This window comes from Rhodococcus sp. NKCM2511 (assembly GCF_014905595.1).
GTDB lineage: Bacteria > Actinomycetota > Actinomycetes > Mycobacteriales > Mycobacteriaceae > Rhodococcoides > Rhodococcoides fascians.
The window spans coordinates 72,552-94,852 of the sequence record NZ_BNHJ02000004.1; the positions used below are offsets into that span (position 1 = coordinate 72,552).

The window sequence follows — 22,301 nt, forward strand, 5'->3', positions numbered from 1 at the left end:
CCAGCTACTTCAACGCCTGGTCCAGATCCCCGATCAGGTCCTCGGTGTCTTCGAGACCGATGGAGATCCGCACGACGCCATCGGTGATGCCCACTGCGGCACGACCTTCCGGCCCCATCGCGCGGTGCGTGGTGGTGGCCGGATGGGTGATGAGCGTCTTGGAATCGCCGAGGTTGTTCGAGATGTCCACGATCTTCAGGCCGTCGAGCAACTCGAAAGCACGCTGCTTGCCTGCGCCCTCGGGGGCATCGAGCTCGAATGTGACGACCGTGCCGCCGCCCGACATCTGCGACGTCGCCAGCTCGTACTGCGGATGTGATGGCAGGAACGGGTATTTGACCCACCGCACCGCCGAATGCCCTTCGAGGAACTCGGCGATCTGCAGCGCGGAGTTCACCGAATGCCGCACACGCACCGGCATTGTCTCGAGCCCCTTGAGCAAGGTCCAGGCGTTGAACGGGCTCAGGGCAGGTCCGGTGTGCCGCATCAACGTCTGTACCGGACCGTCGATGTACTCCTTCGATCCCAGGATCGCGCCGCCGAGCACCCGGCCCTGACCGTCGATGTGCTTGGTGCCGGAATACACCACCACGTCGGCACCGAGTTCGAGGCTGCGCTGCAGCAGAGGCGTCGCGAACACGTTGTCCAACACCACCGTTGCGCCGGCGGCGTGCGCCATCTCGGACACCCGCCTGACGTCGACGAGCGACTGCATCGGATTGGACGGGGTCTCGAAGAACACCGCGGTCGTCGGCACCGACAGCGCGTGCTCCCACTGCTCGAGGTCCTCGCCGTCGACGAAGACGGTCTCGACGCCCCAGCGCGGCAGAATCTCGTTGCACACCACGAAGCAGGAACCGAAAAGGCTACGCGCAGCGACCAATCGATCACCGGCCTTCAACAATGCGCCGAGCGCGGTGAACACTGCCGACATTCCACTCGACGTGCCGAAGCACGCCTCGGCACCTTCGATCAGCCGCAACCGCTCCTCGAACATCTTGACCGTCGGGTTGCCGTAGCGCGAGTACACGAAATGATCGATGTCACCGGTGAACGCCTGCTCGGCGGCACCGGCACTCTCGTAGACGAAACCCGAAGTGAGATACAGCGCTTCGGCGTTCTCGTCGAAGCCCGATCGCATCAGACCGCCGCGAACTCCCAGCGTTCCCTGACCCACACCGTCGGGTAGCGGCTTCTGAAAACCCCCGCCTCTGGGAATGTTCGTCACGACTGCCTCCAGGGCAACCCGACCGCACGCCACCCCACGGCACCGCGGTGGCCGTCGGCATCGGTGGCACCTTCGAAACCGTCGAGCACGTTGTAGGACGGGCCGATTCCCGCAGCCGTGGCCGCCTCGGCGGCACCGATGGATCGCTGACCGGAGCGGCACAGGAACACCACCGGCCGATCGCCGTCCACGCCTGCGGCTTTCAGCTCGTCGACGAAGTCGGTGTTGCGAGCGCCGTCGGGGTAGCTCACCCACTCGATCAGGTGGGTCGGGCGATCGATGCCGGAGGTGTCGGGTACGCCGACGTACTGCCACTCGGCGTGCGTGCGGACGTCGACGAGAACGGCATCGGGGTTGCTCTGCAACAACTCCCACGCCGCCTGCGGGGTTATGTCACCTGCGTAGGTCACTGGATCAGCCTTCCGTCACTTGCTGTTACGACATCACACGGGCCCGAATCACACATTGCACACCAACCAGGTGTCGTTCACCCGGACGAACTTCCATTTGTCGTCGGTCTGCGCTCCGGATTTCTCTTCCTTCAGCGGTACCGTGACTACGCCGCGGTCGCCGTTGACCTCGTACCCCGTGGGCACTCCGTCGATCGACGTCTCGCCGTTGCGTTCCACTTCGCCTGCGCGGTCGGTGCGGTACTGGGCGTCGTCGCCGGGAATCAGGCGCTCGACCTGATCGGCGCACGTGTTCGCACGCAGCAGATCCGCGTCGCCGGTGTTCTGTGCTTCGAGGAAACCGTCGACGGCGTCAGTGAGCAACTGCGCCTGCGTCACGTTGTCCTCCGCGGGGGCGAACTTGGACGCCGCGAAGATGCCGACGAGCAGCACGACGACGATGCCCGCGGCAATGATGAACGGCCACGCGGTGGGCGGACGCTGCTCACCGGAGTCGGCAGCCGCCTGGGATGCGTTGTTGCGCGCTTCCTCACGACTGTCGACCCACTGCTGCCTACGTTCACTCCACGACGCCATGTAGGCAATCTTCCTCGATCCGACGTGCCCGGAACTACCGGGGTCCGACGGGAATGTCGCCGCGCAACGTGATGCGGTGCATCTTGCGGTGCTCGGTGCCGTAATCGCGGTTGGCGTAGTGCGAGGTGCTGCGGTTGTCCCACAGCACCAGATCACCCAGACGCCAACGGTGGCGCACGATGTGCTCGGGCTTGGTGAGGTGCGCGTACAGCAGATCCAGGATTCCGCGGCTCTCCGCCTCCGAGACGCCCACGATGTGGGAGGTGAAACCCGGATTGACGAACAGCCCCTTGCGGCCGGTTTCCGGATGCACCCGCACGACGGGATGTTCGACGGGGACCAGCGCGGTCACTTCCTTGCCGTCCCACACGTTGCCCTTACCGCCGCGCTTCTGCGCGAGGTAGTAGCCGAACTCACGGTTACCGTCGTGAATTGCGGTGAGCCCGTCGATCATTCGGCGAACCGGCGCGGACAGGGACTCGTAGGCGAGTTGACTGTCGGCCCAGTTGGTGTCGCCGCCGTGCGGAGGCAGTACGACGGGCCGCAGGATAGACCCCATCGGTGGGCGCTCCATGAATGTCACGTCGGTGTGCCACACGTCGGCGAAACCGTTGTCCTGGCTGTCGAGGGCATAGACCTCGGGGGCGACGTGACCACTGTCGTGCACGGGGTGCCCGGCGGTGAGGTCACCGAGTCGGCGGCCGAACTCGATGTGGCCTGCGTCGTCGATCGACTGACCTCGGAGCACGAGAACCTTGTGCTCGACGAGAGCTCGGCGGACGGCGTGGATCTGCGCATCGGAGGCCGACGCGACATCGAGACCGATGACTTCGGCACCGAACGACGGGCCGAGCTTGTCGAGAGTGAGCGAAACTGTCTGTTCCAGAGTGGTCATGTGTCCTCGAATCCGAGAGACAGCGGTGCGCCTACTGGTCGCGGCACGGCCGTCGAGGGAGGGATCCCGTCCCGACGACGTCGGGGAACAGGGATTGGGCGTCGGGTCAGGTCACCGACAACACATGTTGGTGCAGGTGCGACAGAAGTCGACGGTGAACCGTCGGACCAGGTATGTCGTCTGCACGGGTCAATTCCTACCGGAACCCGGGGAATACGGCAAGTTGCCCACTGCCCCAGCTCAGGTTGTCCTTAATTTATGCTGGGGTGTCCGCACTTCCCTCGAAGAAGGTAGCTCGCTGCACATGACTGATCAGACTCGTCCACTCCGCGTCGCCATCGTCGGTGCCGGACCGGCAGGCATCTACGCCGCCGACGCGCTCATGAAGTCCGACCACAATGTCAGCGGACCGGGCGTGAGCATCGACCTCTTCGAGCGGATGCCGGCCCCGTTCGGGCTCATTCGCTACGGCGTTGCCCCTGACCACCCACGCATCAAGGGCATCATCACCGCCCTGCACAAGGTGCTCGACAAGCCTCAGGTTCGCCTGCTCGGCAACATCGACTACGGCACCGACATCAACCTCGACGACCTGCGTCGCTTCTACGACGCCGTCATCTTCTCCACCGGAGCCAACGCGGACCGCGCACTGAACATCCCCGGCATCGACCTCGACGGCAGCTACGGTGCCGCCGACTTCGTCTCCTGGTACGACGGCCACCCCGACGTCCCCCGCACCTGGCCCCTCGAGGCCGAGAAGGTCGCCGTCCTCGGCGTCGGCAACGTCGCCCTCGACGTCGCACGCGTTCTCGCCAAGACCGGCGACGAACTGCTCCCCACCGAAATCCCCGCCAACGTCTACGAAGGCCTCAAGGCCAACAAGGCACTCGAGGTGCACGTCTTCGGACGTCGCGGCCCGGCTCAGGCCAAGTTCACCCCGCTCGAACTGCGCGAGCTCGACCACTCGCCCAACATCGAGGTCATCGTCGCCCCCGAGGACATCGACTACGACGAAGGCTCCGAGCAGGCTCGCCGCAGCTCCAAGCAGATCGACATGGTCGCCAACACCCTGCAGGACTGGGCCATCCGCGACGTCGGCGCTCGCCCGCACAAGCTGTTCCTGCACTTCTTCGAGTCCCCGCACGAGGTACTCGGCGAGGACGGCAAGGTCGTCGGTCTGCGTACCGAACGCACCGAACTCGACGGCACCGGCAACGTCCGCGGCACCGGAAAGTACAACGACTGGGACGTCCAAGCCGTCTACCGCGCCGTGGGCTACCTCAGCCAGAACATCAGCCAGCTCCCGTTCGACGAGCAGGCAGGCACCATCCCCAACGAGGCCGGACGCGTCGTCGAATCGCCGCACTCCACCACGCCCGTACCCGCCACGTACGTCACCGGCTGGATCAAGCGCGGACCCGTCGGCCTCATCGGTCACACCAAGGGCGACGCCAACGAAACAGTCGCGAACCTGCTCGAGGATGCGCCGAGCTTCGCCGGTGCGGCCGAGCCGGACCTCGATGCCGTCACCTCGTTCCTCGAAGGCAAGCAGGTTCCGTTCACCACCTGGGACGGCTGGTACCGCCTCGACGCCCACGAACGCTCCCTCGGCGAAGAAGAAGGCCGCGAGCGCGTCAAGGTCGTCGAGCGTGAGGACATGCTGAAGGCCTCCGAGCCCGACAAGGCGTAGAGCGGCTGGCGCCGCATGTGAGTGTGGAGCCTGCGGGTCGTTCCGCAGGCTCCACTCCTGCCTCGTAGCAGGCTACGAGTTTCCACTCACATGCGCGGAGCGCTCTACACCCGAACCGCCAGCAGCTTTCCCTCGGTTTCGATCTTGCGTTGATGCTCGTTGAAATCGGGTGCAGCGCAAACGAACAGCGTGCGGCCGTCGGATCCGCCGAGTCCGCACGCGAACACGCCGAGGTCGAAGTCGAGCTGCTCGAGAACCTCTCCGCCCGGCGCGACGTGCAACACGCGCTGACCGAGCGCGTCGGCGATCCACATCGTTCCGTCGGTGTCGATGCAGCAGCCGTCGGCGGCCACCTTCACCTCACTCATGGCCGTTGCCATGTCCGTCGACGACGGCAGTTCACCGAACGTCGCCCAGTCACGCCGCTCCCCCAGCGATCCGTCCTCGGCGATATCGAAGGCACTGACCCGGTTCCCGACCGTCTCGTCGACGAGCAGTTCACCGGAATCGGTGAACGCCATTCCGTTGGGGAAGTACAGGTCCGAGGCCACGACGTGCGCGGACCCGTCGGGATCGACGCGAATCAGATCTGCCGTCTCGACGGGCGCGAAGTTCATCAGATCGAACCCGAAATTGCCGATGTAGGCGCGTCCCTGCGCGTCGACGAGCATGTCGTTGAGGTTCGCCTTCACGTACGTCGACAGATCGGCATGGACGGTCAGCGACCCGTCGTGCTCGCGTAGTAGCAGTTTGTAATCGCGCATCGAGACGATCAGCAGCCGCCCGTCGGGTAGCCAGCCCAGGCCCGACGGCTGATTGGGCACCTCGGCCTCGACTCGCACGTCGGAACCGTCCTCGAGGGCGGATACGACGCGATGGCTGTAAAAGTCCGATACCCAAATCCTCCCGTCGTGCCAGCGTGGACATTCGAAATACGTGTATCCGTCGAGAACGACGGTGGTCTCCGGTTTCATGTTTCGCATTCAAACACCGAGCCAGGTGGCCGCGACGGCGAATCGGCGAGCTGGCATGCTGGGACCCGTGTTCGACGCCCACCTACACATCATCGACCCCAGATTTCCGCTGATCGAGAACCAGGGATACACGCCGGATCCGTACACCGTCTCGAACTATCTCTACGACGTCGACGGGCTCGGGATCACCGGCGGTGCCGTGGTCACCGCATCGTTCCAAGGCACCGATCAGAGCTATCTGTTGGCCGCACTGGAGACGCTCGGACGCGGCTGGGTGGGGGTGGCTCAGCTCGATCCGGAGTGCACGGACGAGGAGATCGTCGCCCTCGACGAGGCAGGCGTGCGGGCGATGCGATTCAACCTCAAACGCGGTGAAACCGACGTCGAGATGCTCACCACGCAGGCCAGACGAGTGCACGAACTGGTGGGGTGGCACGCCGAGCTGTACGTCGACGCGTCGTTGCTGCTCTCGCTCGAGCCGATCCTTGCGAAACTACCGGCGGTGAGCATCGACCATCTGGGACTGTCGACGCAGGGACTTCCCTATCTGCTGAACCTCGTCGACCGCGGAGTACGCGTCAAGGCAACGGGATTCGGCCGCGTGGATCTCGACATCGTCGACACCTTGCAGCAGATCCACCGCGTGAACCCGGAGGCACTGCTGTTCGGCACCGACCTGCCCGGTACACGAGCCCCACGGCCGTTCTCCGAGACCGACATCGACATCATCTCCGGGGCCGTCGGCGGCGACCTCCCCGCTGTGCTCGACGGTAATGCCCGGACCTGGTATCGGGTGCCTTAGATCAGTACTGCTCCCCCGAGCCACACGGCCGAGGCGAGCAACGCGCCGAACAGTTCCACCAGAATCGACAGACCAGCCGCCTTCGTGGCATGCACGGTGGATCGCCAGGCCTCGGAATGGTTGCGGTGCCTGGGTAGTTCGGCCACGTAGACGCCGGCGATGAAACCGATGAACAGGCCCACCACGGGAATGACGAAGAAGCCGACGATGCCGAGCAGGCCGCCGACGATCAGCGACCGCATCGGCACGCCGGCCTCGCGCATCCGGCGGCCCGGCCAGGTGTACTTCACGACGCCGCTCAGAACCAGTAGCACCGCCGCGATGCCGAACACCGTCCACGCGGCGGTGCCGCCGGTAACCCACGCCCACACCGCAACAGCCGCGAAGATCAAGATGGTGCCCGGCAGAACGGGCACGACGATGCCGACGAGTCCGACGAGAATCACCAGGCCGACCAGTATTTCTCCGAGAGCGCTCATGGTGGTCAAGTGTGCACGCCGATCGCCGGTAAGTTGACGCCTGTGCCCCGAACCGCGACTTTCGAACGTCCTGTTTCCGGCGGCGACGCCCTGCTGTCCATCGGCAGCCTGCTCATCGGTGCCATCGCTGTGGTGGCCGCGGTCGTGCTTCTCGTCGGTGTGTTCGACCTGAATTGGGTACTCGGCTACGCCATTCCGCTGGCGACGGCGGTGTTCGCAGTTGCCTTGTGGCAATCGCTGAGTCGCCGCGGCTGGACGTGGAAGGATCTGCAGCTCACGTCGGGTCCACGATCGCTGTGGCACCTGCTGTGGGAAGTACCCGTCGCGTGGATCGCCGCCATGGGCGTCGGCATTGCACTCGCCGGCGCTGTCGACATAGCTCCCGCCTCCGATGCCGGCGGAAGCGCGTCGACTCTCGATGCACTCGACGTGGGTGTGGTCGCCGGCGCTCTCACCATCGCCTGCACCGTCCTGATCGCACCGGTACTCGAGGAAATCCTCTTCCGCCGGGTGATCTTCGGGTGGTTCGACACCCGAACACGATGGCAGATCGCAGTTCTCGGATCTGCGGTGTGTTTCGGGGCCGTCCACGTACTGCCCGCCATCGCGCTGATCATGGTCTGCATAGGCTCCGCTGCGGCCCTGCTGGTTCGACTGCACCGATCGTTGATTCCGGGCATCGCACTGCACACGATGAACAACGCCCTTGCTACCGCCGCGGTGGTGGCCTCAATCTAGACGGCGCGATCTAGACGGTCGGTTGAACCTTGCCTGCTGCCTCGCGGGCCCGAGCCCGCGCAGTCTCGATGTCCGACGCCGTCGACACCGCAACACCCATTCGCCGCCGGACGAAGCTGGCGGGCTTGCCGAACAGCCGGAGATCGGTTTCGGGAACCGCGAGGGCATCGGCGACGCCTTCGAATGCGATGCCGTCCGCATCGACACCGCCGTAGATGACCGCCGACGCTCCCGGCGAGAGCAGTGTCGTGTCGATGGGTAGCCCGAGAACGGCGCGGGCATGCAGCTCGAACTCCGAGAACCGTTGCGTACGAAGCGTTACCAGGCCGGTGTCGTGCGGCCGGGGGCTGACCTCGGAGAAGTACACGTTGTCGCCCTGCACGAACAGCTCCACGCCGAACAGTCCACGACCACCGAGTGCCGTCGTGATTCTCTCGGCCACTTCGCGTGCCGACGCGAGTGCCGCGTCGGACATCGGTTGCGGCTGCCAGGATTCGATGTAGTCGCCCGACTCCTGCAGATGACCGATCGGCTCGCAGAACGAAGTCCCGTTTGTCGCGCGCACGGTGAGAAGTGTTATCTCGTAATCGAAATCGACGAATCCCTCGACAATGACGCGGCCCAGGTCGACTCGACCGCCCTTCAACGCGTAGTCCCACGCCGTCTCGACGTCGGCTTCGCTCCGTACCACCGACTGCCCCTTGCCGGACGAGGACATCACCGGCTTGATGACAGCGGGGAAGCCGATGTGGGACAACGCTTGTCGCACCTCGTCCAACGAATCGGCGAACGCGTACGGCGAGGTCGGCAGGCCGAGCTCCTCGGCCGCGAGCCGCCTGATTCCTTCGCGATTCATCGTCAATTGTGTTGCACGCGCGGTCGGAATGACCACCGAGCGTCCTTTGGCCTCCACCTCGGCGAGCGCATCGGTGGCAATGGCTTCGATCTCCGGGACGACGAAGTCCGGCTGCTGAGCGTCGATCAGCGCCAGCAGCTCTTCGGGATTGCTCATGTCGATCGTGTACGCGTGATGCGCTACCTGATGGCCCGGGGCGTTGTCGTAACGGTCGACGGCAATCACCTCGACACCGAGGCGCTGGAACGCGATGATGACCTCTTTGCCCAGCTCACCTGCTCCGAGGAGCATGACCCGGGTGGCACCGGGCGTGAGTGGAGTACCGATGCGGACGGGATCTGGGGCAGTCACAGCCCTATTATCCACACCCACATCACTTGGACGCCCTAGTACAAGTTAGTCTCCATTCACAATCGCAGCTGACGAGTCGGAACGAGGCAACAAACGTGGCTAACACTGGTGGACCGCTAGCAGGGCTCCGCGTCGTCGAACTCGCAGGGATCGGACCCGGTCCGCACGCAGCGCTACTGCTCGCCGACCTCGGCGCAGACGTCGTCCGCGTCCAGCGCGCCGGACAGGTCTCTCCACACGACCACCAGCTGCGCAGCCGCACCATTGTCGAAGCGAACCTCAAGGATCCCGCCGACATCGAGAAGGTCCTCGGCCTGATCGAACGCGCTGACGTGCTGATCGAAGGTTTTCGCCCCGGCGTCACCGAACGACTCGGACTCGGCCCCGACGACGCCCTCGCCCGAAACCCGCGCCTGGTCTACGGCCGCATGACGGGCTGGGGGCAGGAAGGCCCCTGGGCACAGACCGCCGGCCACGACATCAACTACATCTCCGTCACAGGCGTCCTCAACGCTATCGGCCGCGACGGCGAACGACCGGTGCCACCGATGAACATGGTCGGCGACTTCGGCGGCGGATCGATGTTCCTAGTCTTCGGCATCATGGCGGCGCTCTACGAACGACAGAATTCGGGACAGGGACAGGTCGTCGACGCGGCCATGGTCGACGGCACCGCGGCACTGTCGCACATGATCTGGGCCTGGCGAGGCGTCGGAGCATGGAGCGACGACCGCGGCGTCAACCTGCTCGACACGGGCGCGCCGTTCTACGACACGTACGAGACGTCGGACGGCAAGTACATGGCGGTCGGGTCCCTCGAACCGCAGTTCTACGCCCAGCTCGTGACCGGTCTCGGTCTGTCCGATGCAGACCTACCGTCACAGATGGACAAGTCGCGCTGGCCGGAACTGCGCGAGACGTTCACCGCGACATTCCTGACCAAGACCCGCGACGAATGGGCCGCAATCTTCGACGGCACCGACGCCTGCGTCTCCCCCGTCCTCACCTTCGCCGAGGCCCCGAACCACCCACACATGAAGGACCGAGACTCGCTCATCGACATCGGTGGCGTGACGCAGCACCGTCCGGCACCGCGGTTCTCGCGCACCGAAAACGGAGTCCCGACGCCACCGCCCGCCACCGCCACGGACATCGCATCCGTCTGGGCGTAATTCTTTGCGCAGAACTCGAAGTTATGGGCGCTTTACGGCTGATTCTCGTCCATAACTTCGAGCTCGCCGTCAGAACACCAGGGCCGGCTGTTCGGATTCGACGCTCGGTGCCAAGGCTCGATACGCCGCGGCAGTGGCCGCAACTGCAGCCCGAAGCTCCTGCGGCTCACGGGTGTACGGCAGCCGAAGGTAACGCTCGAACGCACCCTCGACCCCGAACCGCGGACCTGCGGCCAATACTGCCCCGAACGCAGGCGCAGTAGCGGCGAGCGCACTCGACACCGGAGCGGGTAGCTGAAGCCACAGCGACATCCCGCCCTCCGAGCGCCGGTATTTCCACTCCGGAACATGTTCGGCCAGGGCATCTTCGAGCACATCTCGACGTTCCCGCAGTTGGGATCGACGGACCTCCAGCGCGGGTTCGGCGTCCTGCAGCAGGAACGACGACGCCAGTTGATCGACGATCGAGGTACCGAGATCGTGTGCTGCTCGCGAGCCGGCGAGCTGCGACACGAGCGATGGATGCGCCCTGATCCATCCGATACGCAGTCCGCCCCAGAACGACTTCGACGCCGACCCGATCGTCACGATGTCCGATCCCGACACCCGCCCGAACGACGCGACCGGTGGCGGTGGTGGCGCATCGAGCCACAGGTCCACCATGGTTTCGTCGACAATGAGCGTCATTCGGGTGTCTCGGGTGATGCGCGCGAGCTCGGCGCGCCCCTCCGCGTCGAGCACCTGCCCGGTGGGGTTGTGAAAGTCGGGAATTAAGTACGCCACCTTGGCGGCGGTTTGCCTTGCTGCACTGCGGATTCCGTCGAGATCCCAATCCCCTTCGACGGGACGAACCGGTACCGGCACCGGCCGGGCACCGACGCGCCTGATGGCCTCGAGTGCATTGGGATACGTCGGGTGATCGATCAGGACGCGGTCGCCGGGCGAGGTCAGCGTACCCAGTAGCAACCGAACCGCCTGCTGCGCACCCGAAGTGACCATGATCTGATCGGCAGTGGTGGGCAATCCACGTTCGACGAAACGCTGCGCGATGGCCTCCCTCAACACTGCGAGTCCGATGGGCTCCATACCGTGAGTGGGCAGATACGTCGGAAGTGCTTGCAGCGCAGATTCGTACGCTGCTGTCATCGTTCCGTCGGCCGCCGACATGGCCGCATGACTCATGTCCACCACCGGACCCGACGGCGACGTCGACTGAATCAACATGCCGTTGGGAGTCGGCGCAGCAGGCAACGCCACGGTGCTGCGCGATCCCTGCTTGCTGATGAGATAGCCCTCGTCGCGCAGCACCGAATACGACGAGGTGATCGTGGTACGACTCAGGTCGAGAGCAGCCGACAGATCGCGTTCACTCGGCAACCCGACACCCAACGGGATACGGCCGTCGTGAATGAGCAGTCGAACCCCGTCTGCGAGAGCCCTGTACGTGGGACGGGAGGCCTTGCGCCTGCCGGATCCATCGGCCGACGCGTCGCCGCGCCAGCTTCCGAGATCTCGTGCCAGCGACGTTGCATTGAGCACTCTGGAGGCCATACAGCCCATATTCACCCACTGGCATCGAACTTTCAAGTCCATTAGGCGTTCGACTGGACTGCCTGTAGGCGTCCGGTGGATACTCGACCCATGCCGAGCAGCACCCTCTTCGACACGGCCATCGGGCGATGCGGTCTTGCCTGGAGCGCGGACGGCGTGATGGCCGTGGCACTACCCGAGCCGTCGGAGGAGGCGATGCTCGATTACCTGGCCGGCTTCGCCGCTGACCTAGGTCCGGTCGACGCTCTCGCCGAGGACGCGATCGATCGAATCGTGGCGCTCCTCGCCGGGCGCGCCGTGGACATGAGCCCGATCCCGTTATTGCTCGAGGTGTCGGCGTTCGACGCCTCGGTCTACACCGTGTGCAGCGCGATTCCCCGGGGCGCAACGCTGACGTACGGAGACATCGCGCGTCGACTCGGGGTGCCGGGCGCGGCCCAGGCGGTGGGCGGGGCACTGGGCCGAAATCCGGTACCGATCATTGTTCCGTGTCATCGCGTGCTCGGCGCGGGCCGAGAGGTAGGCGGCTTCTCCGCTCCCGGCGGGGCGAATACGAAACAACGAATTCTCGGCATCGAAGGCGTCGCCGGATTCGACGAGCCGACGCTGTTCTGAATTCATGGGTAATCGCTAAAGATACTTCTCGACCGAATAAATAGATGAAAAACAGGACTGAAGTTGGCTTTGTCAGCCAGATATGCCGACCGCAGACATCGAGGCGTCGACAACGGAGACCGTCGCGGCGTCGGGACCCGGACTGACATCAGAATCCTCTTCTCTACCGCCGATGGTGAATGCGCCCGTATCCGGTAGCCAGCCGATCGCTCCGCGCTGGAACAGGTTGTAGCGTCCGGAACCGGTGGGAGTCGGGCGCTCGTTGCTGATCGGATAGCCAAGTGCGCCATAAGGTCCGCCGTGCGAGAGGTACCACTCCAGAATGGGTCCGTGTACTTCGTGCGCACCACCCTCGGGGAGGGCGAACACCATCGCGTGGGTGAACTCCAACATGCCGCCCCCTTGCGGACCGAGCATGAATTCGCCAGTCTGCGCCCCGATCCACGAGTGTTCGTAAGCAAACCGATCGAATTGGTAGCTGAAAACTTCCAAGCCATTGTAATTTTCAGTCATCGACCGGCCCTCCGTCGCTTTACTTGGCCTCGATTATCCACCCGATTCGTAGACGCGCACTTCGATTCGGAGATATATGTGGCGTCTCCGCTATTGCAGAAGGGCGAGAATTTCGGCGGGGACGTCATCCGTCGCTGCGGGGTCGACCACCGTTCGAGACCAGCTTCCACCCGACGCGTCCAGCCGAACCAACTGATTCGGACCGAGCAACCACAACTGATCCCCGGCCGACCAGTTGACGCCATAGCCGTACGCCTCGCTGGAGGTAGCGGGAGCGCTGTACTGAACATTGCCTGCGGTGTCGACGATCTGCAGCGTCGGAGAGCCGTCGATGTCGACAACCTGAGCAGTCGCCGCACCAGACGGCGAGGTCACCGGGGCGGACAGAGGAGCGGGAGCCGGAGGGGTGGACGTAGTGGTCGGTGGTACCGGCGGCGGCGCGGGAACTGTGGTTGTCGTCGTGGTCGGCGGAACTGTCGACGTCGTGGTCGGGGGAGCCGTGGTCGTCGTTGTCGGGGGAACAGTCGTTGTCGACGCAACCGGTGGTAACGATTCTGTGGTGGTCGCCGCCGCTGCGGGCGCGCTTCGAGCTGCAACGCCTGCCGAACCCGCGACTCCACACACCGCGGAGGGCAACAGCACAATGACCGCACTGAAGTCGATCGTGAACGTTGCACTGGGAGCTGACAGGCGCGTCCCGGACACCGCCTGTACGCGAGCCGTATACGTTCCGGTGAGGGGCGCAAGGTTGAGAATTGCACCGTTTTCCACGTCGTGGGTGATGTTCCCCGTCGCGACGGTGGTACTGATCGGGATCACGATGTCCGCCGATCCCGACTTGGTGAGAGTCAGGCGGTAGGTATAGCCGGCACCGGCCGTGGCCCACGACAGCGTGACGTACGGCAGCAACCCGATGCCGAGAAGCGACCTCGTTTTGTTGGTGCAGCCGAGGGGGCCTGGTGCGGGTATCAGTCCGGTGGTGAAGCTGCCGCTCGTCGCGGTGGCTGTATCTGTGCCTGCAGCGAGCGTCGTCGGAGTGTTCGATGCCGTGATCGCCACAGCACCTACGCATGCGATGGCAAGCATCACCGGCAGGGGCGACCTGCTGTGCCGTCCAGGCGGTGTTTCGGATGCCTCGGACGGCCGGTTGCCTGCGGAGCGCTCCCCGCGCGGTCTCCACGCCAACATCAGCAACACGCCCACGGCGATGCCGCCCAGGAAAACCGCGATCGGTCCGCTCAGCCACGCGACCGCATAGCCGAGTTTATCGACGCTGAAGAAGACGCGTCGAGCGTCGGACACGATGTACGACTCGACGTCAGGGTCTGCATTGGCGTCGCCCTTGAGAGACAGCTGAACGCTGTCGGTTCCGACCGCACCGATGTCGACAACGCGGTGTGTGATGCTGCTGCCACCTGCATTGGTGACGTTGACGATGTCACCGATCTGGATCTCGTCGGCGGGTGTCTTCTTGCTCAGAGCCAACGCGCCTGTGTCGATCGCGGGCGACATGGATCCGGATCTGAAGATGAGCGGGGTGATCCCGAAGAACACTGCTGCCAGGGCGAAGAGAACGCACACCAAACCCACCAACGCCCCTGCACTGAGAGCGACTTCACGGAGAATGCGGGCTCTGCTGTTCGGCGCAACCACACTGTCGTCGGCGACCATGTCTACACCGATGTCGCGGTCAGTGTGTAGGTGATGGTGCCCGATTGGACAGCGGACGGCGAGGTGGCCGTCGACGGCATTGTGACCGAAATACACAGCTGGTCCTGGCCGTTCAACGGCAAAGACCGAGTCAAGTTACCGACCGTCGGTGTGGTCTGCTGGAACAGCTTCGAGGTGCCGAGGCCGGTCACAGTACTCAGCAGCGTGCCCGTGCATACCCCGGCGGACGGCGATCCGGTGTACACCGACGAATTCAGCACGCCGCCCAAGGTCGAGTTGGTCGAGACAACCGAAATCGTGTAAGTGTTCGCCACAGAACCTGTTGCGTTGGTGACCAACAGCCCAGCTGCGACCGTATCGCCTGGGAACATGGCAGTCTTCGTCAACGACGTCGAAAAATCGGTCGGATTGTTGTCCACCGCAGGATTGCCGACCTTGATGTCGAGCTTGCCCGTGGTGAAGGTGCCCGACGTTACCGTTGCCGTATCCGACCATGCAGCAAGGGTTCCCACTGCCCCAAGTCCAAGCACGATACCGATCGACATGATGGCTCGGGCCCGCGCGCTGATCAGCGCAGCACCGATCCGGCGGAGTACCACCGCGAATCCGACTGTGACGTGATGTCGCGCCATCAGGGCTGTGCCCCTTCCTGATCGGGCCCTCGGCTTGCGAAATCCGAGCACGCAGAGCTGGTGCCGTCACTCCACCGAAGAAAGAGATCGATTTCGGCAGAGGAGGTTCGAGTATCGTTTCCGGCCGTATCGGCCATGGTGATCGTTGCATCGATCCGCTTCTGTTCACCTGCGGATACATCGACCGGTGCGCAGGCTCCGAAGGCTCGGCCGGCAATGGACACGCTCAGCGCGCGGGCAAAAGCCGAATCATCGCTGTCCACGATCACCTGAAGTCGTCCGTCTCTATCGGTGCCGTTGTGAACGTGAAACTCCGACGTCCGGCTGTCGCCCGGCACCCACCGCACATCCTTGTCCACCAGGGGCTCGGCCAGGCTCTGCAGCCACAGCCGACCGTCGGTGCTGTAAGTGACCAATTGAACCGGCCGCGCGGGACCGGCCCCGATCAGCACAATGATCGCAAGGAACGCAGCTCCAGCGGCGCTGACCACAACTGCATTGTTCGTCATGGCGCAGTGGGCTCCTTCCGTTTCTTACGATGATCGACGGCGGCACCGGCGAACATGAACAGTGCGTAACCAGCCAGAACGACCACCACTGCAGCGACGGCGTACTTTCGTTGCTCACCCGTCATCCATCGACTGACGTAGCCCATGAAAGGAACTGCGTACCAAAGCTCTCCGCGGATCTGTTCCGGACGCACCGGAATCTCGTCGGCCACCCCGTTGTTGTCACCGCGGGTTATGAATCGCAGTTCACCGGTGCCGCTTCTCTCGGTGGCAACAATGCGGTGTGTCACCACGTCCGGCTTGCCGGACTCGAGCTGATAGGTGATCACCGAACCGACTCCTAGTTCGGCCGGATCGACGGTCTCGATCACCACCATCGTTCCCGGCGGATAGCTCGGTTTCATCGAACTGGTGAGAATCGTGTACGGCATCGCACCGGAGATACGCGGAATCACAACGGCAGCCAGCAATATCGCCAGCACTGCGAACAGCAACAGGTAGGACGCCGCGCGCTTGATCCACCACCACAGCCCGGCGTGCTCTTGGTCGTCGGTCGCGCCCGTCACGTCGACGACTGCACATTCCTCCGTCACGTCGTCGAGTCGACTCGAGTTGTCCATCGGTCGATGTGTCATCGCGACTGCGCCAGAAACGAGAACTTCACCTGCGAGGACGAACTTTGAGTAGAGCTGTCCAACAGCGTCATTCGAAGGCAGAGAACTTCAGCAAGCCCGACTCCGAGTTGGCGAAAAGCGGGGCTCGCCGGCGCCTGGGCTCCAGTGAATGGACCATTGTAGAGAGCCTCGACAGTGCCCGACGGCACGCCGATGGCCGGGCAGTTCGTCACTGCGGTGACTTTCGACGCGGTGAGGGTGAAGTTCAGCGAACCAGTCTGAGAAGTGCTGTTCAACCTGTATCTCATCGGCACAGTTCCGCTGTTACGCACCGAGAGTGGGGCCTGCGAGTAGCCCCCTGGACCAATGTTGGTAGCTCCCAGGATTGTGGGAAGTTGATACAAGAAGTCGTTCACCTCAGCACCCGACGTTCCAACTTTGATGTCGAGCGTGCCGGACCGAATGGTGCCGCCGCCCAGGGTTTCTCGATCGCGCCACAGCGCGCCCGTCGCCTGCGCCGATCCGAAGATCACCACAAGGACGGACGCGGCTGCCAACGCCCAGTATCGTGCGTGCTTCAAGTCGAACTTCGGCTCAGGTTCGAGACTGCTCGAGCTTCAGAGCAAAGGCTGCGAGGTTGATGGACTGGTTTTGTGCGTCCTGATTCTCAGTGCCCGGGTCGAAGGTGAATCTGACGCTGACCGCGACGTTCTGGTCCGCTGAAGTGATCCGAGTCTTGGCACCGGTGGTCGGCAGCGTCGTACTACCCGAGGTGGCCGTGACAGAGGTGGTGATCTTCGATCGCAGCAACGCGTCGCCGGTGATGGCAGAGGTATCGGCGCTGAGGTCGGCGAGTAGGTTGTTACCGCTGGCCTGAATGGTGAAACTTGCCGTGTACTCGACGATGTCACCAGGCACGATCAGGAACGTAGCAGGGTCGATCACTTTCGGGTTTCCGGCAACATCCGGGGAGACATCTCGCCACTGAGGCGCGGGAGTGGCAACAGGGGCCAGGCTGAGATCACCGGACGTGATGGTCCCTCCGCCCAAGGTCTCCTGATCGCTCCACAGTGCATAGGATCCCAAACCGCCGAGCAGCAGAACCGCCGCCGCGCCCGCCGCTACAGCGCCTTTGGTTGCCTTGTTCATTGTTTCAACTTTCTTCGGTGGCCCTGACGAAGAGGGCTGTTGAGGACCCCAACGGGTCGGTGCCCCTTGTGTCAAAAGGGCTGCGCAACAGGGTGCGTCGATCATTGTTTCTCCTAAACCGGGCGGTCTGTTACCCCTATTGGGATAAAAGTCCGAGAGTTTTCTTATGCCCGATTTTGTGGACCGACTCAATACGGGCAGTTACATCTACAACACGACTGTAAAGATGAAACGTTTCCGGAATCGGCCGAATCGGACTTCACGCCACGTCTGGACAGTGGCCTGAACCCGAAGAGACGTCGGCGGTTCAGCGCGAAATCCGACCTGAAGTTTCTTTGTCCCGATCGGCGAATTCAGTGGCTTCGGACCGCAGGAAGACAGCAAAAAGCCCCGAGGCAGTGCGCCTCGGGGCTTTTCGATAACGGGTTCGGCTACCGCAGGATGTCTCGACGGACGATGGTTTCGTCGCGGCCCGGTCCCACACCGATGCACGACATGTACGCGCCCGACAGTTCCTCGAGACGCAGGACGTAGTTCTGCGCGTTGATCGGCAGTTCCTCGAATGTCCGGGCACCGGAGATGTCTTCCCACCAACCGGGCATCTCTTCGTAGATCGGCTTCGCATGGTGGAAACCGGTCTGCGTCATCGGCATTTCGTCGTGACGGACGCCGTCGACGTCGTAGGCGACGCAGATGGGGACGGTATCCAGACTGGACAGCACGTCGAGCTTGGTCAGGAAGTAGTCGGTGATGCCGTTGACGCGGGTGGCGTACCGAGCGATGACCGCGTCGAACCAGCCCGTACGTCGGGCACGACCGGTGGTGACGCCCACCTCGCCGCCCTGCTTGGCCAGGTACTCACCGTGGTTGTCGAACAGCTCGGTCGGGAACGGACCCGAACCGACACGCGTCGTGTAGGCCTTGAGGATGCCGAGGACCGTGGTGATCTTGTTCGGGCCGATGCCGGAGCCGACGGACGCACCGCCTGCCGTCGGGTTCGACGACGTCACGTACGGATAGGTGCCGTGGTCGACGTCGAGCAACGTGCCCTGCGATCCCTCGAGCAGAATCGTGTCGCCGCGCTCGAGCGCTAGGTTGAGCTGCAGGCGCGTATCGGTGATGCGGTGCTTGAAACCTTCGGCCTGCTCGAGCACCTCGTCGACGACCTGCTGTGGGTCCAACGCCCGGCGGTTGTAGATCTTCGAGAGCACCTGGTTCTTGAATTCCAGTGCAGCCTCGACCTTTTGAGTCAGGATCTTCTCATCGAGCACATCCGCCGCACGCACTCCGACGCGGGCGAGCTTGTCCTGGTAGCACGGGCCGATGCCGCGCCCGGTGGTGCCGATCTTCTTGGCTCCGAGGAAGCGCTCGGTGACCTTGTCGATGGCCACGTGGTACGGCATGATCAGGTGCGCATCGGCGCTGAGCAGCAGGTTCGACGTATCGACATCGCGCTTCTCGAGGCCGTCGAGCTCGGTGAGCAGCACACCCGGATCGACGACGACACCGTTACCGATGACGTTCTTGACGCCCGGCGTCAGAATTCCCGACGGGATCAGGTGCAGCGCGAACTTGTCGCCGTTGGGAAGAACGACGGTGTGGCCGGCGTTGTTGCCGCCTTGGTAGCGAACCACCCACTGAAGTCGTTCGCCGAACAGGTCGGTGGCTTTGCCTTTGCCTTCGTCGCCCCACTGGGCGCCGATCAGGACTATCGCCGGCATGTGCTCTCCTACGTTGCTTTCGTGCAAGGACGTGCTGCAGATGTACTAGAGCGAATGCAGCAGTCACCATTCGTCGCAGGCGCGACAGTGGCCGGGGGAACAGTCTAGCCGAGGCGGTGAGCTGGCCCGCATGCCGCTACGGTCGACGCCGAACGAGGGCACTATGGTCGTGACGAGGATTCATCGGAAGATCTAGGAGCGCCGTGACACCGTTCGTTCTGCAGTGCGGCAACCCGCTGCTGCCGATCACGCTGACCGACGTCCCACTGCGCAACGCCGACGCAGTACCGACCGACGACGATTGCAGCGCGATCTTCTCCGACATCGAATCCGCCCCCGAGCCACGCATCATCGTCCTGGGCGATGATGCGTCCCTCGCCGCGCTGCTGACGCGCCTGATGCGCACCGAACGGCTGCACGTCGAAGTCGCGTTCGTGCCGGAGAACGCAACCGATGCCGCTCACATCTACAAGCTGGGCACCGGGTCACGTGCCGCCAAGGTCGCCTTGACGGGCACTGCGTCGAGCACACCCCTCATCCGCGACGATGCAGGCAAGGCCGTCGTCGGGAGGGCTCTGCTCGGCGGTGCCGACGGAACCGACCTCGAAGGCGAGGCCTATGTCGACGACACCCGGTTGTTCTCCGGCGTCGTGCCCGGAGTCGAGGTGGCTCCCACCCCGGACATGCCCGGCCTCCGTGCACGCGTGGTCGGCCGTCGCCGATTTCTGCCGCGCCGCTGGGTGAGCGGCCGCGCCATGCAACTCGGCTCCCCCGCCGCCGAACTGACTCGCGACGGCATCGCCGGCGGCAAGGCAGTGAAGCGGTCGACCTTCTACCGCCACCATCAGGAGTGGTTGCTGGTCCGATGACCGTTCCGGTGCGGCGCGGTCCCGTCCTGCCCAGTCCGATCTTCGTCGCGGTACTCGCCATCGCCGGAATCGGTGGTGCCCTTGCCTGGACGGCGGACGACGTCACGTCCGTCGCCGCGCGCATCGGAGTGTTCGTGCTCGTTCTCGCCGGGTGGATCGCGTCGGTCTGCCTGCACGAATTCGGCCACGCCTACACCGCGTTTCGAGCCGGTGATCGCGAAGTCGAGCTCCGCGGCTACCTGACCCTGAACCCGCTGAAGTACACACACCCGCTGCTGTCCATCGTTCTCCCGGTGGTGTTCATCGCGATCGGTGGGATCGGCCTGCCGGGCGGTGCCGTCTATCTGCGCACCGGGCAGTTCTCGGCGTCGACCCAACGGCGCATCGCACTGGCCGGCCCATTCGCCAATGCAGTTGTGGCCGTGGCACTTCTGGTGGTCATCAGGCTGTTCGGTACCGACGGCACCAACGCCGCCTTCTGGTACGGGCTCAGCTTTCTGGCGTTTCTGCAGATCATGGCTACGATCCTCAACCTGATCCCGGTGCCCGGACTCGACGGCTACGCGGCCCTCGAACCCTCGCTCTCACCCACCACCCGAGCGTCGCTGAACCAGGTCAAGGGATACGGGATTCTCGTCCTCGTTGCGTTGCTCTTCGTGCCGGCCGTCAACGCCGTCTTCTTCGGAGCGATCTACACACTGTTCGGATTGTCGGGGGTCCCCGAGTACTTCGCCGGCAACGGCAACTACCTGATGCGATTCTGGATCTGACAGGTCCAGCGGGAAAGAGTGCACGATATCGAGCGCGATCGGCTATATTCCGTCTGTTCGGGCAGGTTCCGTGCATTCCTGCCCAACACTGTCGGTGGTCGATCGCATAATGTGCGCATGACGACGTGGAACGAATTCTCGGCAGCGGCTCCGACTCTCGCGTCCGCGGTGCGGGCCCGATTCACCGCGCACAAGCACCATGTTCTCGCGACACTACGGGCAGACGGCTCACCGCGCGTCAGTGGAACCGAGGTGGAGTTCGTGGACACCGGGGTGCTGCGACTCGGATCGATGCTCGGTGCCGCTAAAGCGCGAGATCTTCAGCGCGACGGCCGGTTCGCACTGCACAGCAATCCCGGCCACCACTCGATGGAGGGCGGCGATGCAAAGATCAGCGGAATCGCCGCAGAGATCACCGATCCTGCTGTGCTGCAACCGATATTCGACGCGGCTCCCGGCGAACTCGTGCCGTACCACGTGTTCGATCTCGACATCGGCGAAGTGGTACTGACGTCACTGGTGGACGATCACATGCAGATCGACATCTGGCGTCCGGGAACCGAGGTACGCACCGTCACCAGGTGAGCTCTTCCTTGCAGGTTCGGCCGTGTGCGGTCGGCTCGACCTGCACGGTGGCATGGTCGAGTCCGTAGGTCGACAGCAGCGAGCGCGCGCGATCGAGCACCATCGACGACGATCCCTCGCATTCCAGGTGCACGGTGGCCACGTCCATTCCGGTGGTCAGGGTCCACACATGCAGGTCGTGCACTCCCGTCACTCCGGGAAGGGCGCTCAGATCGCCGGTCAACGCGTCCACGTCGACATCGGCAGGACTCGCCTGAGTGAGGATGCGCAGTGCCGACCCGGCGAGCTTGATCGCACGCGGAACCACCCACAGCGAGATGAGCACGCCGACGACGATGTCGACCCAGGTCCACCCGAACACCAGCATGAGCACACCGCCCACCAACACACCGACGCTGCCGACGGCGTCGGCCAGCACCTCCATGTAGGCACCGCGAACGGCGAGAGAGTCCTTCGCATCGCCGCGGATGAGCATCATGACGACGATGTTCGCGGCAAGACCGGCCGCAGCGGTGAGAATCAACGGAAGACCGGGAATCTCGGGCGCATCGCCGATGCGAGATATCGCCTCGTACATGATGAACGCCGCAACGCCCAGCAGCAGAACAGCATTCGCGATCGCGGTGAGCACCTCGGCACGGTGCCAACCGAATGTCCTTGCCGCTGCGGCACTTCCCTTTCGTGCAAGGACGAGAGCGATCAAGCCCATCGACATCCCGAGTACGTCGGTGAGCATGTGGCCGGCATCAGCGAGCAGTCCGAGCGAGCCGATGGCCAGCGCGACGGTCAGCTCGACCACCAGGAACACCACCAGAACGGCCAACGCCACGATCATCTTGCGAACCCGAGATCTGGGCGGTCCCGCGCCGTCGGGCGAATGACCACCCACGCCGTGGCTGTGTCCGTGACCCGCGCCCATGACTCCCCCTCG

At 64.0% G+C, this 22,301-nt stretch carries 25 protein-coding genes; 8 read left to right on the forward strand and 17 right to left on the reverse strand.

Features of this window, described 5'->3' with window-relative positions; all coding sequences use genetic code 11:
• Positions 1 to 4: 4 nt before the first annotated feature.
• From JLZ96_RS22340 to JLZ96_RS22355, 4 genes are read right to left on the reverse strand one after another with little or no spacing between them, the layout of a single operon-like run.
• Positions 5 to 1,228, reverse strand: a complete 1,224-nt coding sequence (locus JLZ96_RS22340) for an O-succinylhomoserine sulfhydrylase (RefSeq protein ID WP_201011303.1) — start codon at positions 1,226 to 1,228, stop codon at positions 5 to 7.
• Positions 1,225 to 1,638 carry a rhodanese-like domain-containing protein gene (locus JLZ96_RS22345; RefSeq protein ID WP_032364957.1) on the reverse strand — a complete coding sequence of 138 codons (414 nt, stop codon included), beginning with the start codon at positions 1,636 to 1,638 and terminating at the stop codon, positions 1,225 to 1,227. The genes JLZ96_RS22340 and JLZ96_RS22345 overlap by 4 nt, the downstream gene beginning before the upstream one ends.
• A gap of 48 nt (positions 1,639 to 1,686) precedes the next feature.
• The gene (locus JLZ96_RS22350) at positions 1,687 to 2,214 is read right to left on the reverse strand and encodes a hypothetical protein (RefSeq protein WP_201011304.1); all 528 of its coding nucleotides are present in this window, start codon (positions 2,212 to 2,214) and stop codon (positions 1,687 to 1,689) included.
• A gap of 34 nt (positions 2,215 to 2,248) precedes the next feature.
• Positions 2,249 to 3,109, reverse strand: coding sequence for a TauD/TfdA family dioxygenase (locus tag JLZ96_RS22355; RefSeq protein ID WP_201011305.1), 861 nt, complete (start codon positions 3,107 to 3,109; stop codon positions 2,249 to 2,251).
• A gap of 304 nt (positions 3,110 to 3,413) precedes the next feature.
• Between JLZ96_RS22355 and JLZ96_RS22360 the strand changes: the two genes are divergently transcribed.
• Positions 3,414 to 4,799: an FAD-dependent oxidoreductase gene (locus tag JLZ96_RS22360; protein WP_032364954.1), complete on the forward strand. Its 1,386-nt coding sequence runs from the start codon at positions 3,414 to 3,416 to the stop codon at positions 4,797 to 4,799.
• 104 nt (positions 4,800 to 4,903) lie between these two features.
• On the opposite strand, the gene JLZ96_RS22365 is transcribed toward JLZ96_RS22360, so the two are convergent.
• On the reverse strand, positions 4,904 to 5,773 hold the full coding sequence (locus JLZ96_RS22365) for an SMP-30/gluconolactonase/LRE family protein (RefSeq protein WP_027494282.1): 870 nt from the start codon (positions 5,771 to 5,773) through the stop codon (positions 4,904 to 4,906).
• Positions 5,774 to 5,828: 55 nt separating this feature from the next.
• Between JLZ96_RS22365 and JLZ96_RS22370 the strand changes: the two genes are divergently transcribed.
• The gene (locus tag JLZ96_RS22370) at positions 5,829 to 6,575 is read left to right on the forward strand and encodes an amidohydrolase (RefSeq protein WP_032406542.1); all 747 of its coding nucleotides are present in this window, start codon (positions 5,829 to 5,831) and stop codon (positions 6,573 to 6,575) included.
• Here the strand turns inward: JLZ96_RS22370 and JLZ96_RS22375 are convergent.
• Positions 6,572 to 7,054 carry a DUF456 domain-containing protein gene (locus tag JLZ96_RS22375; protein WP_032406543.1) on the reverse strand — a complete coding sequence of 161 codons (483 nt, stop codon included), beginning with the start codon at positions 7,052 to 7,054 and terminating at the stop codon, positions 6,572 to 6,574. The genes JLZ96_RS22370 and JLZ96_RS22375 overlap by 4 nt on opposite strands.
• Positions 7,055 to 7,096: 42 nt before the next feature.
• Here JLZ96_RS22375 and JLZ96_RS22380 point away from each other — a divergent pair, with 42 nt between their 5' ends.
• On the forward strand, positions 7,097 to 7,792 hold the full coding sequence (locus tag JLZ96_RS22380; RefSeq protein ID WP_094665653.1) for a CPBP family intramembrane glutamic endopeptidase: 696 nt from the start codon (positions 7,097 to 7,099) through the stop codon (positions 7,790 to 7,792).
• A 10-nt stretch (positions 7,793 to 7,802) separates the two neighbouring features.
• On the opposite strand, the gene purT is transcribed toward JLZ96_RS22380, so the two are convergent.
• Complete coding sequence (gene purT / locus JLZ96_RS22385; RefSeq protein WP_268963067.1) at positions 7,803 to 8,999, reverse strand: formate-dependent phosphoribosylglycinamide formyltransferase; 1,197 nt, start codon at positions 8,997 to 8,999, stop codon at positions 7,803 to 7,805.
• 95 nt (positions 9,000 to 9,094) lie between these two features.
• Between purT and JLZ96_RS22390 the strand changes: the two genes are divergently transcribed.
• Entirely contained in the window at positions 9,095 to 10,171 is a 1,077-nt protein-coding gene (locus tag JLZ96_RS22390; protein ID WP_094643863.1) for a CaiB/BaiF CoA-transferase family protein, read from the forward strand.
• 69 nt (positions 10,172 to 10,240) lie between these two features.
• On the opposite strand, the gene JLZ96_RS22395 is transcribed toward JLZ96_RS22390, so the two are convergent.
• Entirely contained in the window at positions 10,241 to 11,722 is a 1,482-nt protein-coding gene (locus JLZ96_RS22395; protein ID WP_032373687.1) for a PLP-dependent aminotransferase family protein, read from the reverse strand.
• 90 nt (positions 11,723 to 11,812) lie between these two features.
• On the opposite strand from JLZ96_RS22395, the gene JLZ96_RS22400 reads away from it, so the two are divergent.
• Entirely contained in the window at positions 11,813 to 12,337 is a 525-nt protein-coding gene (locus JLZ96_RS22400) for a methylated-DNA--[protein]-cysteine S-methyltransferase (RefSeq protein WP_201011306.1), read from the forward strand.
• A 72-nt stretch (positions 12,338 to 12,409) separates the two neighbouring features.
• Here the strand turns inward: JLZ96_RS22400 and JLZ96_RS22405 are convergent, their stop codons facing one another.
• The 8 genes from JLZ96_RS22405 to JLZ96_RS22440 all read right to left on the reverse strand — a co-directional run bounded on the left by JLZ96_RS22405 (position 12,410) and on the right by JLZ96_RS22440 (position 19,146).
• Positions 12,410 to 12,850 carry an LGFP repeat-containing protein gene (locus JLZ96_RS22405; protein ID WP_201011307.1) on the reverse strand — a complete coding sequence of 147 codons (441 nt, stop codon included), beginning with the start codon at positions 12,848 to 12,850 and terminating at the stop codon, positions 12,410 to 12,412.
• Positions 12,851 to 12,940: 90 nt separating this feature from the next.
• A complete protein-coding gene (locus JLZ96_RS22410; RefSeq protein ID WP_201011308.1) occupies positions 12,941 to 14,521 on the reverse strand; it encodes a signal peptidase I in 1,581 nt (526 codons plus the stop codon).
• A gap of 2 nt (positions 14,522 to 14,523) precedes the next feature.
• A complete protein-coding gene (locus tag JLZ96_RS22415; protein ID WP_201011309.1) occupies positions 14,524 to 15,153 on the reverse strand; it encodes a SipW-dependent-type signal peptide-containing protein in 630 nt (209 codons plus the stop codon).
• Positions 15,153 to 15,662 carry a hypothetical protein gene (locus tag JLZ96_RS22420; RefSeq protein WP_201011310.1) on the reverse strand — a complete coding sequence of 170 codons (510 nt, stop codon included), beginning with the start codon at positions 15,660 to 15,662 and terminating at the stop codon, positions 15,153 to 15,155. Before JLZ96_RS22420 ends, JLZ96_RS22415 begins: the two co-directional genes overlap by 1 nt.
• Positions 15,659 to 16,282: a signal peptidase I gene (locus tag JLZ96_RS22425; RefSeq protein ID WP_201011311.1), complete on the reverse strand. Its 624-nt coding sequence runs from the start codon at positions 16,280 to 16,282 to the stop codon at positions 15,659 to 15,661. The genes JLZ96_RS22420 and JLZ96_RS22425 overlap by 4 nt, the downstream gene beginning before the upstream one ends.
• A gap of 11 nt (positions 16,283 to 16,293) precedes the next feature.
• The gene (locus tag JLZ96_RS22430; RefSeq protein WP_235579902.1) at positions 16,294 to 16,833 is read right to left on the reverse strand and encodes a hypothetical protein; all 540 of its coding nucleotides are present in this window, start codon (positions 16,831 to 16,833) and stop codon (positions 16,294 to 16,296) included.
• Positions 16,834 to 16,870: 37 nt separating this feature from the next.
• Entirely contained in the window at positions 16,871 to 17,425 is a 555-nt protein-coding gene (locus tag JLZ96_RS22435) for an alternate-type signal peptide domain-containing protein (protein WP_057472654.1), read from the reverse strand.
• 431 nt (positions 17,426 to 17,856) lie between these two features.
• The gene (locus JLZ96_RS22440) at positions 17,857 to 19,146 is read right to left on the reverse strand and encodes an adenylosuccinate synthase (RefSeq protein ID WP_027494295.1); all 1,290 of its coding nucleotides are present in this window, start codon (positions 19,144 to 19,146) and stop codon (positions 17,857 to 17,859) included.
• Between the two features lie 203 nt (positions 19,147 to 19,349).
• Here JLZ96_RS22440 and JLZ96_RS22445 point away from each other — a divergent pair, with 203 nt between their 5' ends.
• From JLZ96_RS22445 to JLZ96_RS22455, 3 genes are all read left to right on the forward strand, one after another.
• Complete coding sequence (locus JLZ96_RS22445) at positions 19,350 to 20,015, forward strand: hypothetical protein (RefSeq protein WP_052053266.1); 666 nt, start codon at positions 19,350 to 19,352, stop codon at positions 20,013 to 20,015.
• Complete coding sequence (locus JLZ96_RS22450) at positions 20,012 to 20,785, forward strand: site-2 protease family protein (protein ID WP_032364980.1); 774 nt, start codon at positions 20,012 to 20,014, stop codon at positions 20,783 to 20,785. Before JLZ96_RS22445 ends, JLZ96_RS22450 begins: the two co-directional genes overlap by 4 nt.
• Before the next feature lie 117 nt (positions 20,786 to 20,902).
• Positions 20,903 to 21,370: a pyridoxamine 5'-phosphate oxidase family protein gene (locus tag JLZ96_RS22455; RefSeq protein ID WP_032382205.1), complete on the forward strand. Its 468-nt coding sequence runs from the start codon at positions 20,903 to 20,905 to the stop codon at positions 21,368 to 21,370.
• Here JLZ96_RS22455 and JLZ96_RS22460 read toward each other — a convergent pair.
• Entirely contained in the window at positions 21,360 to 22,289 is a 930-nt protein-coding gene (locus tag JLZ96_RS22460; protein WP_027494299.1) for a cation diffusion facilitator family transporter, read from the reverse strand. The genes JLZ96_RS22455 and JLZ96_RS22460 overlap by 11 nt on opposite strands.
• Positions 22,290 to 22,301 lie beyond the last annotated feature (12 nt).